The organism is Aeromonas sp. 603404, from assembly GCF_049171775.1.
GTDB lineage: Bacteria > Pseudomonadota > Gammaproteobacteria > Enterobacterales > Aeromonadaceae > Aeromonas > Aeromonas veronii_A.
The window spans coordinates 79,285-94,683 of sequence record NZ_JAAKPE010000017.1 but is presented as its reverse complement, the minus strand read 5'-3'; the positions used below and the strand labels follow the sequence as shown (position 1 = coordinate 94,683).

General features: G+C 58.7%; 12 protein-coding genes, 2 tRNA genes and 1 riboswitch. Of the genes, 10 read left to right on the top strand and 4 right to left on the bottom strand.

Translation table 11 applies throughout. The features are described 5' to 3' along the window. Window positions 1–76 (bottom strand) — tRNA-Ala (locus G5306_RS18740). A 45-nt stretch (window positions 77–121) separates the two neighbouring features. On the opposite strand from G5306_RS18740, the gene G5306_RS18735 reads away from it, so the two are divergent. Beyond that, window positions 122–457, top strand: a complete 336-nt coding sequence (locus G5306_RS18735) for a hypothetical protein (protein ID WP_266134150.1) — start codon at window positions 122–124, stop codon at window positions 455–457. Between the two features lie 876 nt (window positions 458–1,333). Here the strand turns inward: G5306_RS18735 and G5306_RS18730 are convergent. Then, window positions 1,334–3,931: a glycosyl hydrolase family 18 protein gene (locus G5306_RS18730; RefSeq protein ID WP_421313432.1), complete on the bottom strand. Its 2,598-nt coding sequence runs from the start codon at window positions 3,929–3,931 to the stop codon at window positions 1,334–1,336. 98 nt (window positions 3,932–4,029) lie between these two features. Further along, window positions 4,030–4,117, bottom strand: a riboswitch (cyclic di-GMP riboswitch). A 456-nt stretch (window positions 4,118–4,573) separates the two neighbouring features. On the opposite strand from G5306_RS18730, the gene G5306_RS18725 reads away from it, so the two are divergent. From G5306_RS18725 to G5306_RS18705, 5 genes are all read left to right on the top strand, one after another. Continuing rightward, window positions 4,574–4,650, top strand: a tRNA-Arg gene (locus tag G5306_RS18725). Window positions 4,651–4,857: 207 nt separating this feature from the next. Next, window positions 4,858–5,742, top strand: coding sequence for a DMT family transporter (locus tag G5306_RS18720; protein ID WP_421313430.1), 885 nt, complete (start codon window positions 4,858–4,860; stop codon window positions 5,740–5,742). A 105-nt stretch (window positions 5,743–5,847) separates the two neighbouring features. Then, complete coding sequence (locus tag G5306_RS18715) at window positions 5,848–7,785, top strand: methyl-accepting chemotaxis protein (RefSeq protein WP_421172960.1); 1,938 nt, start codon at window positions 5,848–5,850, stop codon at window positions 7,783–7,785. A gap of 497 nt (window positions 7,786–8,282) precedes the next feature. Then, window positions 8,283–9,731: an OprD family outer membrane porin gene (locus G5306_RS18710; protein WP_204481162.1), complete on the top strand. Its 1,449-nt coding sequence runs from the start codon at window positions 8,283–8,285 to the stop codon at window positions 9,729–9,731. 141 nt (window positions 9,732–9,872) lie between these two features. Further along, window positions 9,873–10,700, top strand: coding sequence for an SDR family oxidoreductase (locus G5306_RS18705; protein WP_167556711.1), 828 nt, complete (start codon window positions 9,873–9,875; stop codon window positions 10,698–10,700). Between the two features lie 91 nt (window positions 10,701–10,791). Here the strand turns inward: G5306_RS18705 and G5306_RS18700 are convergent, their stop codons facing one another. Continuing rightward, a complete protein-coding gene (locus tag G5306_RS18700; RefSeq protein ID WP_021230350.1) occupies window positions 10,792–11,124 on the bottom strand; it encodes a DUF1904 family protein in 333 nt (110 codons plus the stop codon). Window positions 11,125–11,212: 88 nt separating this feature from the next. Between G5306_RS18700 and G5306_RS18695 the strand changes: the two genes are divergently transcribed. The 4 genes from G5306_RS18695 (at window position 11,213) to G5306_RS18680 (ending at window position 14,804) form a co-directional block, all read left to right on the top strand. Beyond that, a complete protein-coding gene (locus G5306_RS18695; protein ID WP_421313428.1) occupies window positions 11,213–12,115 on the top strand; it encodes a TraB/GumN family protein in 903 nt (300 codons plus the stop codon). Between the two features lie 121 nt (window positions 12,116–12,236). Then, window positions 12,237–12,416, top strand: a complete 180-nt coding sequence (locus G5306_RS18690; RefSeq protein ID WP_005338733.1) for a DUF3149 domain-containing protein — start codon at window positions 12,237–12,239, stop codon at window positions 12,414–12,416. A 189-nt stretch (window positions 12,417–12,605) separates the two neighbouring features. Continuing rightward, a complete protein-coding gene (gene smrA / locus G5306_RS18685; protein WP_421313426.1) occupies window positions 12,606–13,187 on the top strand; it encodes a DNA endonuclease SmrA in 582 nt (193 codons plus the stop codon). A 138-nt stretch (window positions 13,188–13,325) separates the two neighbouring features. After that, on the top strand, window positions 13,326–14,804 hold the full coding sequence (locus G5306_RS18680) for a carboxypeptidase M32 (protein WP_421205894.1): 1,479 nt from the start codon (window positions 13,326–13,328) through the stop codon (window positions 14,802–14,804). Window positions 14,805–14,935: 131 nt separating this feature from the next. On the opposite strand, the gene G5306_RS18675 is transcribed toward G5306_RS18680, so the two are convergent. After that, window positions 14,936–15,337 carry a VOC family protein gene (locus G5306_RS18675; protein ID WP_139405739.1) on the bottom strand — a complete coding sequence of 134 codons (402 nt, stop codon included), beginning with the start codon at window positions 15,335–15,337 and terminating at the stop codon, window positions 14,936–14,938. Window positions 15,338–15,399 lie beyond the last annotated feature (62 nt).

Here is a 15,399-nt window from a genome sequence, read left to right as displayed (position 1 = left end):
TGGTGGAGCTACGCGGGATCGAACCGCGGACCTCTTGCATGCCATGCAAGCGCTCTCCCAGCTGAGCTATAACCCCAACTCACCTCGGCGCCACCGAAGTTATCTCCGGCAACGGAGGCGCATGATAGGCATCACCCGCTTTGCTGTCAACCCTAAAATAACCGCGACTGATTCGTTTAGTCAAAATTGCAGCAGTTCGCTGTTTTTACCAGCAAGACGCGTGCTATCTCTCTGTTTTATGTCACAAATCGGCTCAAGCACCTATAAAGGAGAGGCCGTGCAGCGAGCCTCTTTCCCCTTGCAACGCCCCCGCTATCAGGCCTCTTTTGCTGGCCGATCATCAGCTTCTCCCCCGTCACCTCGGGAAAGCCTTTCCATAAAGGGCATTGCATTTGAAAACCCTTTCCATGATTTTTGTAAATTTACAACACAGAAAGTTGATCTGGCTCACAAATGACCATAGGATCAAACCGTGACCCACGTCACACACCATAACCATAAATGACAGAGCGATGAGGTAAACCATGTTTGAGAATCTGGCAGTCCTGTTCCACCTGCGCGGTGCAACTACCAAGAACGGCGTTGTAGAGAAAGATGCCTATGCCCCCTCCACCCGTGAATACTACTTCCGCTACGGCAAGTAATTGCTGAAAGCCTTTCACGGAAAATGTAATAAAAAAACAACACACATCATCACACAGCCCTTTCGAGGCGCTGTCCTGTCTGGGCCAGATGTTCCACGGCCAAACCTGAACTCCACCAAACAAGAATGGGGCCCGCAGGCCCCATCTTTTATTGCATCGGCTCATTGCAGGATCTCGGCCTGATCCAGGTATGACACCATGAAATCCCCTTGCCGGGAGCGCTGGCTTGGATAACACCAGCATCCGGGAAGCTGGCTATGATGCTTTCCATCCTTGTTCAACAGCCAAATGCCGTCGATTAGGTACTGCATGAAGGGACAGCATGACGACGGACAGAGATTTAAAAAGAGCAAGCGAAGTTGAGCAAGCCCTCATCCTAGCGATACCGACCCGCTGGCCTGTCTCGCCAACAGCGGGATGCTCGCCTCTTGGGCAACCTGAAAATATTCGGCCGCAGACTTTCCAGCAGTGTAATTACAACAACGGAAAGGTTGCCACGAATCAGGTTCACACCTTATCAGAGAGCAGTGCAGCCATCACTTGGGGAGAGCCTTCATGCCGGCACCACAAGTCGGCCTGACCGGATACAAGACAGAGCAGAAAAAGAGGGATTGGCAGAGCAACCAATGTTCAGCGCCGCGGGTTGCAAAAGCGGGGCATGACCAGCATGCCCCGCCACAACTCAAGCCTTATTTACAGCTGGCGGCCCCCACATCCTGCCAGACGTCGTGTTTGCCGGGCTCGTTGCCCTTGGTCCAGTATTGCGCTTTCCATTGACGGCCATTATGGGTGGTGATCTCGCCACCGTTGTAGGCCACATTGGCATCCCAACCCAGTTGCACCTTGCTCACCAGCAACCACTGATCCGCGGTACGGCTCGGCTCGTTGCCCTGAGTCCAATACTTGGCCTGCCACACCAGCTGGTTGTGACTCACCTTGTCACCGCCGTTGTAGACCTTGCTCGCCTGCCAGGCAGGCCAGTTGGCCGCATCCGGATCGATGGCCGAGCAACCGCCACCACCGCTGACCGGCTTGACCGTCAGACGGGTTGCCGCGCTGGCATCCAACCCACCGTCGGAGACGGTGGCGCTCAGGTCATAGCCGGTGTCGATGGTGACGTTCGGGCCAGTCACCACCAGGGTGGCGCTGTTCTGACCCGTTGCGGTGATGCCTGCCGGCACGCTCCACTGATAGGTCAACGGATCACCGTTCGGATCAGAGGCGGTCGCCTTGATGGTCACCTGCTTGCCCGCCTCCACAGAGGCCGTGGCAGGTACACTCACCACCGGCGCCAGATTGGCCTGCGGCGCCTTGTTGGTGACCACCACCTGATCCTTGGCACTCAACTGCTGGTCATCGGTCACTGTCAGCTCGAACACCAGATTGATGTCGGTGGACACGGCATCGAGTACAACGCGGGCATTGGCCTGAGTGGCATCAAACAGGGTGACCTGCGGGCCGGATACCTGCTTCCAGCTATAGGTGAGGGCGCCATTTTCCGGGTCGTGGGACGCGGAACCATTCAGCGTCACCTCGGTCGGGCCAGTGACACTCAGATCGCTGCCCGCGTTGGCCACCGGCGGCTTGTTGGCTGGCGGAGTGGTTCCCTCGCCGTGACCCAACCCCTCGTGCATGGCATTGAGGATGTCGCCGTTGTCGGCGTCGATCTCCCAGGAGAAGAGGCCGCCCAGCTTGTTGGCTAGCACATACTGCCCCTTGGCCTTGACCGAGCGGTCGTTGTCATAGGTGATGAGATCGCCGGTCGAAGCCTTGAACAGATAGGGAGCCTCGGCCACCTCGTCGTAGCTCTTCTCCCAGCCAGCTCCCATCCGGTTGTTGACGATGTCGCGGTAATCGACCACGCCATCTTCCCAGGTGCCTTTCACCTTGCCGGTCGCCTTGCCGGTGAAGGGGTTGTTGCCCTGATAGCCGCTCACGCCAGTCCAGCCACGGCCATACATGGCGGCACCGACCACCAGCTTGCCGGGGTCAACCCCTTGCGCCAGCATCAGGTTGACTGCCTTGTCGGTGGTGTACTTGGTATCGGGATCCCAGCTCGCCGCGTAGAGGTTGGTCTGGTGACCCAACTCGGTGTTGCTCCAGGCGCCGTTGTAGTCGTAGGTCATCATAAAGATGTGGTCCATGTAGGGTTGGGCCGCCCTGTAGTCCACATCCTGGATCTTGTCCCCCCCGGCCCCGATAGCCGACGTCAGCTCATACTGGCGACCAGTCTGCGACTCCAGCTCGTCGAGCATGGCGCGCAGCTCCTTCATCAGGGCCACGTAGGTGGCACCATCACTCGGGCTACCCAGCTTCGGGTTGGCACCCTGTCCGCCCGGATACTCCCAGTCAATGTCCACGCCATCGAAGAATTTCCAGGTCTGCAGGAACTCTTTGACCGAGGCGACGAAGGTATCGCGCTTGGTTTTGTCACCGAGGAAGTAGAAGGGGTCGGAAAGGGTCCAGCCGCCGACGGAGGGGAGGATCTTGAGGTCAGGGTAAGCCTGTTTGAGCGCCATCAGGGCACCGAAGTTACCCTTGTAAGGCTCGTCATAGGCAGTCAGGCCACTTTGCGGCATCTGAACGGCGGCCCAAGGATCGTGGATCGCAACCTTGAAGTCGGCACGACCGGCACACGCACGTTGCAACGCCTGGAAGCTCCCTTCGATCTCCTTGAGGCTATCGTTGAGGCCATCCCCGCCACAGATGGGGGTGAAACCATAGAGGATATGGGTCAGGTTCTGGGCCGGGATCTTGTCCACTGTGAACTTGCGACCATAGACGCCCCACTCCACGTAGTAGGTACCGACCACCTTGCCGGACTTGTTGGCGTAGGGCTTGTTGTTCTCCTGCAACGCAGCCTTTAGCGGCGCCAGGTGGCTGCCATCGGTATCGGCGACCACGATCTCCTTGGCATCAGAGAGAGTACAGCCATCGGCATTGCAGAGGGCCACCTGCATCTGGTAGCGCCCACCTTTGTTCACCTTGAATTTGGCCGTGCCTGCAGCAGCAGAGGGGCCAGACCACACCTCCTTGCCATCAAGCAGTACCTTGGCAGTCTGGCCGACGTCACCGCTCCAGAGGTTCCAGCTCACCTCCACATCGGCGGCATCCTTGACCTTGACCAGATTGTTGTAGGAGGTTGCCGCCTGATCCACTTCAACAATGGCGAACTTGATGGGACCCCAGCCGATGGTGGGCTTGCCCGGCGCAGCCGCATAAACGGCAGATGAGGCAAGCAGGGAGCCGACCATCATGGCCAGCAATGCGGGTTTTGGACTTAGCATATTGTTTTCCTTTACGTTATGGACAAACGAAAGGGCAACACAACACGACAGGCAACACAAACACGACTACCCCTTGGCAAAGGCAGCCAGCATAACACTGTGGTGGCCCCGCTATCCCAGCTCAACAACGCCTTTAGACCGGAGGCTTTGCGTCCCGACTTTTCAATCGGTTTGCCCTTGTCACAACTTTATTTTCGGCGATAACTAATCGCGAATTAACTCTATGGCAATTTATATAACTAAGCAAACAAGACCATTCCAAACCCGCTACTGGCCGTACCTGACGCTGAGCCATAGCTTCATGATTCATCTTTAAAATACAAGGGAGCATTGGCCATGATTAATAGCTACCAAACTGATTAAGCTAAATATTTCACTAAAACAAAATAAAACGACAAAAGCTCAATACCTGTGGCACAACACAACAAGAGGTAGCCATACCTCACGGCAACAAGTGAATTAAAAGTCAATTTATTGCATACCAGTATCTTCCTCCCCCCACCCCTTCTTATTCAGACACCACAAACTTGTTTATCTGCCCCCCAGAGCACAAACGTACAATCCGGCCAGAATGTAAGCAACTGGATAAACAGACATACGCAGTTGTTTATTTTTATTGGCATTTTTATATAATGCCCGCACGTCCCAGTGGCACAGCTGGATAGCGCGCGCCCCTCCTAAGGGCGAGGTCGCAGGTTCGAATCCTGCCTGGGACGCCACCCATCATCCCCTTTTCGCATTCACTCATCTCTTTGGCGATTCGTTCGACGTCCAGCAGCACTCTGCTTGCACCATCAAAATTCTCACCAAGTCACAAGTAATTGTATTCACGCGGCATTCGGCATCTCTCCTCTCTCTGATAGACTGCTTTTTTTGGCTGAGCCCTACGGCAAAGCCAGCAGCTTCATCTTGCAAAGGAGTGTTGGATGTCCGGATGTTCCTGGTGGGATAGATCCACCGGTTTTGCACTGCTGACCATTGTGCTGTGGGCCTCACTGGCGGCGCTGACGTCACGGGTCACCAGCGTGTCACCACTGGTGCTGGTCGGGCTGGTGCTGTTTTTCTGCGGGGTCGGGGCCTTGCCGTTTTGGCGCCAATGGCGCGCTCGTCCTATTACCTGGCTGGTGACGGTTACGGCATTGCTGCTCTACCATCTGCTGCTCTTTATGAGTTTTCGCCATGCCCCGGTGCTGGAGGCCAACCTCATCAACTACCTCTGGCCGCTCTGCATCATTCTGTTCACCCCGCTGTTGTTGCCCGGCCATCCACTCCATGCCCGTCATCTGCTGGCTGGCGCCTTTGGTCTGGCGGGCTCCATGCTGGTGATGGTCAATGGCGAGCTGCAACTGCAACAGACCTATCTGCCGGGATACCTGTTGGCGCTCGGTGCAGCTGTCGTCTGGGGGGCCTATTCGGTGCTGTCACGCCGTCTGCCACCGGCACCTGCCGTGGTCACTGCGGCAGCCTGCCTGCCCGCTGGTTTGCTGGCTCTGCTGCTCGCCCGTCTGCTGGAGGGGCCCCTGCCGCTCGCGCAGATCCCCACCAGTGACTGGTGGCTGATCATCGGGCTGGCGCTGGGCCCCATGGGGGCGGCCTTTGTGACCTGGTATCTGGCACTGCGAGACGGCGATCCACGCCGGATCGGTGCCCTTGCCTACCTGACACCGCTGCTGAGTACTTTGCTGTTAGTGGCATTGAACGGAGAAGAGCTGACCTCGCGCCATCTGCTGGCCGGTGCACTTATCATGGGAGGCGCCCTGCTCGGTATGCTGGGCCAACGCAACAGCGCGCAGGCATCCCCAGCCAGTTAAGTCGGTAAAATAGGGCCACCTGACCATGCTGTCATAAAAACGCCATCATCCCTGTTTAGGCTCGGGCCACGCTCCCCCATGGTCTGTGCTGACAGGAATTACCCCGTGAAAATCGCCCATTACGCCACCCTATCCTCCCTTGTTTTGTTACTGGTTGCGGGAGGACAGGCGCTGGCCCTCTACCACGGCTGGCAACAGCTTGCCCATGCCAATCAGGCCCAGCATCAGCACGAGACGCTGCAACAACTGGTGACGGTGACCCTGCAAAACAGCCTGCGTGACTACCTCAACAGCGGCGATCCACAGCAACTGACCGCGGCAGAGAAGATCCGCCAGCAAGCGCTCTCCTCGCTGGCCGCTCAGGATGATGCCGTGGCGGCCCCGCTCAGACAGCAACTCAAACAGATGGCGCAGCGCATCGCGCACGACTATCAGGCCGCAGGCAAGCTCTCGGGCAACAGCCAACTGCTGCTGCAAAATGCGGAGAGTGAGCTGGGCAGCCAGGCTATGGCGCTGATCCGCTATGGGGAGCAAGGTGCCAGCACGGAACAATCTGCCGCAGCACAGCAATATCGCCGCGGTGCAACCGAGATCCTGGCGGGCCTGCCGCGCCTCGCCCATTTGCGCCAAAGCTATATGGAACAGGGCAATGAGAAGCTGCTCGAAGGGATCCGCTTCGAGCTGGAGGCACTGCAAAAACAGGCCCAAGCGCTGCAAGCCTTGCCGCTGCTCGGCCTGTATGAAGAGGTGCCCGCCGATGAGTTCACCCTGGGGGAGCCGGTACGCAAGGAGCTGGGAGATCAACCGCGCAGCGAATTACGCTCGCTGCTGGGCCGCTATCCGCAGGAGCTGGCCAACAGCCGCACGGCGCTACAACAGCAACAGGCTGGCCGCCAGACCGTGCAGCAAGACATCATGGCCATGTTGCAAGCGACCAGACAGATGGGGGAACAACTTGCCCACGAGCGGCAAGCCGTCAATCAGGAGCTGGCCACCATCCTCGGCACGCTGGCGCTCTGTCTGGTGGTAGTCGCCCTGCTGTTTGCACTGGTGCAACGACGCTGGCTGCTCGCTCCCTTGTTGCGACTGCGCGGAGCCTTTCTGCAGCTCGATCAGACTGGGCAGGCCGAGCCGTTATCTGCCGGGCGTGATCGCAACGAGCTGGCCGATATCGTTGCCAGCTACAATCGGCTGATCGGTCGCCTGCAGCAGGATCAACAACAGAAAGAGGGGCAGCTGTCTGCGGTATCCCTCAGTCTGAAAGGAATGGTCAGCCAGGTTGACGAGATCCACCACAGCACCCGCACCACCGAGCTGGTAGTCGACGAGAGCGGTCAGATGATGGATGAGCTGAACCAGCTGGCCGGAGAGGTCCATCAGGTCGCCGCCGACATCGCCCGGCATGCCCACCATAACGAACAGGCGATGAGCCAGAGCGAAGATCTGGTGGGCAGCATGCTGCACGCTACTCGTCAGACCGGGCTGGCAATTGACGAGAGCGATGAGGCGCTGGAAGCCCTCACCCGCTCGGTTGCCGATGTGACGGACATTGTCGATGTCATCAGTCATATCGCCCAGCAGACCAACTTGCTGGCCCTCAACGCCGCCATCGAAGCGGCCCGTGCAGGGGAACAGGGGCGCGGCTTTGCCGTGGTCGCCGATGAGGTGCGCCACCTCTCGGCCAATACCCAGCAATCCCTCAACCAGATCACCGAGATTCTGCGGCGTCTGACCCAATCTGGTGAACAGCTTGGCACCGTGCTGAACCGGATCACCAGCGAGTCAAGCCGCCAACGGGCACAAGCCGAGCAGTTGCGCCAGACCACCCAGGCGGTGCGGGAGATCGCCCGCAACACCGCAGTGATCGCCCTGCAGGGCGCCGACAATGCCAAAAGTCAGGAGCACAAGCTGGCCAGTTTTGCCGATTTGATCGCCCGTATTCGTCAGCAGGCCTGTCAGGTAAGCCAACTCTCGGTGCAGGTCTCGTCCCATATCCACCATCAGGCGCAACAGATCCCCCGCATCCTCGGCCAGCAAGGCTGACCCTATTCGCCCCACATCCCCACCAATTCACTTTCCCTCGACCAGAGGGAAAGTTTTTTTGTAGCACAAAATTATATGTTGCCTGCAGGTTAACAGCTTCCCTTCCCCCGTATCTGATGAAAACCCGCACCGGCGCTGGCCACACCTCCAAGAAAACGCTCTCATTACCGTGATACCGGCCATGAGGCTGTTTACGACCTTGCCCATGATTATTTGCACTCGGTCATACTTTTGAAACGTTGAGGGAACTTTTCATTGATATTTCGCACCGCGAACGTACTCTTGGAGTTGTCCGATAGCCAAGAATCGGAACAAAAAAAACAACATGTGATGATCAGGACTGCCAACTACAGATGTGCCAAGACATCCGGGTTTGCAGATAACCAAGAGAAGATTTTTTGCCCTTCGGGGTTTTGATTGCAATGCCAATACCGAGCGGTAGGCCCGATGCCAGCTGCCGGAAAAAAGCTAAGTCCATAAAATCAGGAGCAATAAAAATGGAAAAAGTGATCTTCAAGCGCGCCGCTTTGAGTGCCGCTGTGGTAGCCGCTCTGGTCGCCCCCGGCATGGCGTTGGCAGCCCAGGATATGATGAGCCCGGAATATGGCCAGTCCTATGAAACCTTCGTAAAAGACTCCAAACTGACCGGTGGCCTGTTCTACTTCCAGCGTGATCGTCAGCGCATCGATGGTGACCCGACTGCCGCCAAGAAAGAAGGCAAGTACCAGTCCAACCTGAGCCATTCCACCGTCCAGGCAGCTCTCAACTTCAACTCCGGTTATGCCTGGGACACTGTTGGTCTGGATCTGGGCGGCTTCGGTGCCTATGACCTGGCCGTTACCGAAAACCATCCGGTCAACCAGGAGAACGAATTCTCCTTTGCAGGCAACTCCTGGGGCAACAACTACAAAGATGGCTCTCCCGAGGGTGGCTTCAGCCTCTCCAACGCAGCTCTGAAGCTGAAATTCCTGGACGGCGGTGTGACTGCCAAGGGTGGTTACACCCAGCTGTATGTCCCTGGCCAAATCGGTGTTAACTGGTCCTATCAGCCGGGTACCTATCGTGGTGGTCAAGTCGAAGGCAACTTTGGCGGTCTCTACCTGACCTACGCCATCGCTGACGAGTACAAGGCCCCCTGGTACAAAGAGACTCAGGTCTTCTCTCGCGCCAAAGCGTGGATGGATCCGTTCGCTGATGAAAACGTCATCGACTATATCCACGGTATCGCGGCTCGTTACACCTTTGAAAATGGCACTGCCGTGACCGGTTCTTTCGGTCAGTCCGAAGGCTACATGGACAGCTACCACTTCAAACTGGCTCACAAGTTTGACGTACTGGGCGGCCTCGCCACCAGCTACCAGTTCTACGGTTCCGAGACCGAGACCTACACCAAGGGCGGCTCCCAGATTGAAACTTACGACGGCCTGGCATGGCAACAAGCACTGACTGCTGCCTGGAACTACGCCCAATACGGCTTCCGTCTGGAAGGTCTGTGGACCAAGGCTGAAGGTGCGGAAGGCAACTACCTGCCCCGTCTGACCCGTGGCTACGCCAACTCCCAGGGCGCCAACGAAATTTGGTGGGATTCCCGCTCTGACTGGAACGCCAACAACGAAAAAGCACTGTTCTTCGGCGTGACCCGTTCTCTGGATGATCTGGTTGGTGCGCCGGGCTGGGCTGTCGGTGTATCCGGCGCCTACGGTTGGGATATCGAAAATGGCCAAGGCAAGAAAGCAGCCAACGGCGAGGATACCGAGTGGGCCGTCAACTTCGATGTCAGCTATACCGTGCAGGATGGCAAGCTGAAAGGCACCCTGTTCAAACTGCACTACACCGACTACAACAACGACATCAGCCAGGGCGGCGGTTGGACCGATTACCCCAACATCTTCGCCTCCGAGCACGACGTCAAGTTCCACATCATCATGCCGCTTACCTTCATGTAATCAGGCAATACGATGTCAGCAAACCGGGCCACTTGGCCCGGTTTTCTTTTTGCCGGTTGACAGGCTAACATGCGAGCCGGATAGGGATTTTATCCACTCACCAGCCCTCACGCTTTTGTCAGCAGTCACAAGGACGCCATCATGCCCCGTTTTGTTTTGATCACCGGTTGTTCCAGCGGTATTGGCCTCGCCGCCGCACAGGCGCTCGGGCAGCACGGTTTTACCGTGATCGCCTCGGCGCGCAAGGCGGAAGATGTGGCCCGTCTGCAGCAACAGGGATTGCTGGCAGTACAGCTGGATCTGGCGGATTCTGCCTCCATCGAGCTGGGTGCCAGTGCGGCGCTCCATCTGGCAGGCGGGCGCCTCTATGGCCTGTTCAACAATGGCGCTTATGGCCAACCCGGGGCGCTGGAAGATCTGCCCACCGAAGCGCTCAGGGAGCAGTTCAATACCAACCTGTTTGGCTGGCACCATCTGATCCGTCAGGTGCTGCCGCCGATGCTGGAGGCCAAAGAGGGACGGATAGTGCAGAACAGCTCGGTTCTGGGGCTGGTTGCCATGAAGTATCGCGGCGCCTATAACGCCAGCAAATTTGCACTGGAAGGTTATAGCGACACTCTGCGCCTCGAACTGGCGGGTAGCGGGGTACATATCAGCCTGATTGAACCGGGCCCCATCGATACCCGTTTTCGTGCCAATGCCCGCAGCGCCTTCTTGCGCCACATCGACCCGGCCCAGAGCCGTCATCAGTCGGCCTACCGCCAGACCCTGACGCGGCTGGAAAAAGAGGGGGCCACCAGCGGCTTTACCCTCTCCAGCGAAGCCTGCATCCCGCCGCTGCTCCATGCGCTGACCCACGCCCATCCCAAAGCGCGCTATCCAGTGACTACTCCGACCCGGCTGTTTGCCTTCTTGCGACGGGTATTGCCCACTCGCTGGCTCGATATACTGCTGGCCAAATCGGCCTGATCCCGTGATGGGCGACAAGCATCCTGCCGCCCGGATTGAGTTAGCTGTATAGCGGCGTCACCCGCCCCGCCAACCAGGTTGGTCCCTCTTTTCAATAGTGCTCGCCATTGCTGTAGTAGGCGCTCTTGACCAAGGGGACTACCTGCACCACCACATAGGTCTGCTCCCCCAGCACCCGTTTCAAATGGCGCGTGATAAGGCGCGCGGCGGCGTCCTGCATCTCCTGCGGCCGTTCGAACCAGTGCAGCTCGACAAACGGAAATCCCGCCTCTGGCTCGCCGTTGCGGATCCAGCAGCTCTCCACCCGCTCCATGGTGACAAACTCCGGCTTGCCGCCGGTCAACTCGCAAAGCTCGGCCAGCAGCGGGCCGCTCACCTGTTGCAGGGTCTCGAGCGCCACGGCGCGAAAACGAAGATGGGGCATGGCAAACCTCTTGGTTATCTGAAATGAGGACTTATCATAGGAGTTATTGTCAGCAAGAGAAGTCACCCGGCGCACATTAAGGATCCCCATGAGATTTCATCGCACCCTCTTTGCCTTCCTGATCTGCCTGCTGCTACCACTGCACGCCTTTGCCGATCCCGCGTTCTATCGGGTGAGCAAGGGCAACCAGCAACACTGGCTGCTGGGCTCCATCCATGCGGGCAAACCTTCCCTCTATCCTCTGCCCGAGCCGGTGGAGCGTGCCTGGCTGCAGAGTCGCGCACTGGTGATGGAGGTGGACATGAACAGCATCACGCAGGATCAGTGGCAACAGACCGGCTCCCTCACCCGACTGGTGGATGGCAAGCCGCTCAAGGATCATCTGCCTGCCGAACTCTATCAACGCACCCTGATGGCAGGTGCCCGCTATGGCATCGACGAAGCTACCCTCGCCACCCTGCGCCCATGGTTTGCCGCCATTACCCTGACCCAGGCCGCCATGGCCCGCTCCGACTTCAAGAGTGAACTCGGGATAGACCAGCACTTTGCCGTCCGGGCCGCCAGAGAGGGCAAACCGGTAGTGGGTTTTGAAACCCTGCTGGAGCAGCTCGGTTATCTGGCCAGCGTGGGTGACAACCAGACCCTGATGCTCGCCAGCACCTTGGATGAGCTGCCGATGCTGGAGACAGGTTTCGCCGCCGTAATGAAAGCGTGGCAGCAGGGAGATGAGGCGACGCTGATCAATCTGCTCAAGGAGGAGATGGCTCCCCCCGCGCTACAAAGCTGGATGGAGCAGACCCTGCTGGCCGAGCGCAACCATAACTGGCTGAAAAAATGGTCCACCCTGCCCAACGAGAGCTTTATCGTGGTAGGCGCCCTGCACCTTTACGGCGAACAGGGGTTGCTGGCGTTGCTGGAGCAGCAAGGGTGGCGCATTACCCCGCTCACCACTCCAGGTCCGGTGCAGGCTCGGTCGCAAGGAGTCCAGTGAGAACGATCACAGATCGCACTGGTTATTAAACAACCTGCAAGGGAGTTGATCGGGATCATCCCGGACGGGGCAAAGAGGTATTTATCATGCCTGTCATCAACCGGGTGACAGGAGCAATAAAATGGACTTTTGGCTGGACCTGATGTTTGGCAACAGCGTGGGATTGATGTCGATGCTGGTGATTATCGGCACCTTCTTGCTCATCAGCTCTTACGCGGCCTACTTCATCTACAAGGTGATGCACTCGCAACCGCCTCATTCACAGCAACCCCATTCTCAACAACCCAAAGAGGGCAAATAATCCTCTGACCACAGGCGGCAGCTCACACTGACCGCCTGTGCTGTTTTATAGTTCGCGACTGTGATTCCCGGGACAGGATGCACCAGTGTCCATGCTGGCCCTCCCTTATCCCCCCTGCCCCTTTCCCCGTTTTCTGTGCCGGTTGCGGCCGTTATAATGGCCCCCACTTTTTCTTATGGGGAGCCTGCCGTGTCTCATAACGACGAACTCTCGCTATTTATGAATGAAGTGGCCGACGTGCGGCCCATTCGCAGCGACAGCATCCATCCCCATGCGGCCAAATCCGCCCCGACCGAGGCGCAGCTCGCTCGCCGCCAGGCTGCCACTGCCGAACAACTCGCCCTCGACCACCTCACCATGGAGGCCATCGAGATGCGCGATCCGCACGAAATCGTCGGCTTCAAGCGTGATGGGGTGCAGGAGGGGGTCTACAAGAAGCTGCGGCTCGGCAAATACGAGCTGCAAGCCAGCCTGGACTTGCACCAGAAAACCCTCAATGAGGCGCGCCAGACGCTGGTGCAGTTCATTGCGGATTGTGAAGTCCGGGATATCCGCTGCCTGCTTATCCTGCACGGCAAGGGGGAGCGCAGCACCCCGCGTGCCCTGCTGAAAAGCTATGTGAGCGCCTGGTTGCCGCAACTGCCCGCCGTCATGGCGATCCACAGCGCCGAGCGTCGCCACGGCGGCAGCGGTGCTCTATACGTGCTGCTGCGCAAAAGCGAACGCAAAAAAGCGGAAAACCGCGAACGGCACCAGAAGCGGCTCGGCTAATCCGCGTCTCGCCACCACACCTTTGGCTCGCCTGCATGATGGTGGTCAACTATAGAGCGGCGGTGTTAGCATCGAACGGCCCCGATCATGCCAGGTACGGGGCGGCATACCATCAGGGACGATAACAAGGACAATCCCATGTCATATCAAAAGCTTGAACAACATCAGCAACAGATCTACCGCTTTAGCCACCTCGCCGCTATCTGCGGCTGGGATCAGGCAGCCATGATGCCGGAAGGGGGCAACGATGCTCGCGCCGAAGCAATGGCCGAACTCGGTCTGCTGATCCACCAGAAGCGCACCGCTCCCGAGCTGGGCGACTGGATTGCCAAGGCCGAGAGTGAGCCGCTCGATGAAGTGCAACGGGCCAACCTCAGCGAGATCAAGCGCCAGTGGCAAGATGCCAGCCTGCTGCCCGGTGAGCTGGTCGAAGCGCTGTCACTCGCCGGCAGCAAGTGCGAGCACGCCTGGCGCAGCCAGCGCAAGAACAACGACTGGGCCGGCTTTGCTCCCAATCTCGAGGAGGTGGTGAAACTCTCCCGTGAAGTAGCGCAGCTGCGGGCCGATGCGCTTGGCGTGCGCCCCTACGATGCCATGCTGGCGCTCTATGAGCCGGGCATGACCAGCGCACGGCTCGATCAGATCTTCGGCGATCTCGCCAGCTGGCTGCCGGCTCTTATCCAGACCGTGAGTGAACAGCAGAAGGGCGATGCCCTGCTGCTGCCGCAAGGCCCCTTCCCCATCCCGACCCAACAGGCACTCGGCCAGGAGGTAATGGGGCTGCTCGGCTTTGATTTCGCACACGGCCGCCTCGATGTGAGCAGTCACCCCTTCTGTGGCGGCGTGCCGACCGACGTGCGGATCACCACCCGCTATAACGAGCAGGAGTTTGTCTCCAGCCTGATGGGCATAGTGCACGAGACCGGTCACGCCCGTTACGAGCAGGGGCTGCCGCGCCATCTGCTGGGTCAGCCGGTGGCCGAGGCGCGCTCCATGGCGATCCACGAGAGTCAGAGCCTGTTTTGCGAGATGCAGCTGGGGCATCATCCGGCCTTCCTCGCGCTGCTGGCACCACGCATTCGTCACCACTTCGGCGAACAGGCGGCGTTTGCGCCGGACAATCTGGCCAAGCTCTACAGCCGGGTCGAGCCGGGCTTTATCCGGGTCGATGCGGACGAGGTGACCTATCCGGCCCACGTTATCCTGCGCTACGAGCTGGAGCGCGATCTGGTGGAAGGGAAGATCGAGGTGGCCCACATCCCCGAGCTGTGGGATGCCAAGATGCAGCAGTGGCTGGGGCTCTCCACCAAGGGCAACTACCGCAATGGCTGCATGCAGGATATTCACTGGACCGACGGCTCGTTCGGCTACTTCCCGAGTTACACCCTGGGTGCCATGTATGCCGCCCAGCTGCGCTTTGCCCTCGAGAAAGAGCTGGGCAGCATGGGTGAGGTGATCGCGGCGGGCCGCCTGCCGGAGATCTTCGGCTGGCTCGGACGCAACATCTGGTCACAGGGGAGCCTGCACAGCACCGACGAGCTGGTGCGCCGTGCCACCGGTGAAGCGCTCAACCCGCACTGGCTGCGCCAGCATCTGGAACAGCGCTACCTGAAGTAATGAGCGCAGTAAGCTAACAGCAGAACGGGGCCTTTTTAGTTGACCACTACAGGGCCCCGTTTTTATGGCGGTTCATTTTTATGGCGGTGCATGGCACAGCACGCCACCACCATGCTGTAAAAAGAGAAAATTCAGAGAGGATCAGGAGAGCCCAGCAACTCGCGCAGTTGCAGGATATTGCCCTCCGGGTCGAAGGCGTTGCGCACCACAAAGCCAGGCCCTGTCCACTGCTGTGGCAGCAGGCCGCCGCCGAGATCCGCCGCCTTCGCTTCCGCCCAGGCGAGGCTGGAGACGGTGAAGAACAGCTTGATGGCCCCCTCTTCCCGCAGTGCTGGCGGCCGCTTGATAACGACTTGCCCGGCATAAGGCTCAGGAATGGCATGGATCAGCAGCTGGATATCGCTGTTTTCCAGCACTACCAGCTGCTCATCCTGATTGCAGACCACCATCTGCAGCAATGTACGGTAAAAGTGGGTCAGCAAGCCCGGATCCTTGGCATAGATCAGGGCACCGGCGCGAGCGGGGCCTGGCATGGAGCTCTCCTCAACAGTGAACGGCTGGGTGGACAGATCTCCACCTTCTCACAGTTGCGTGC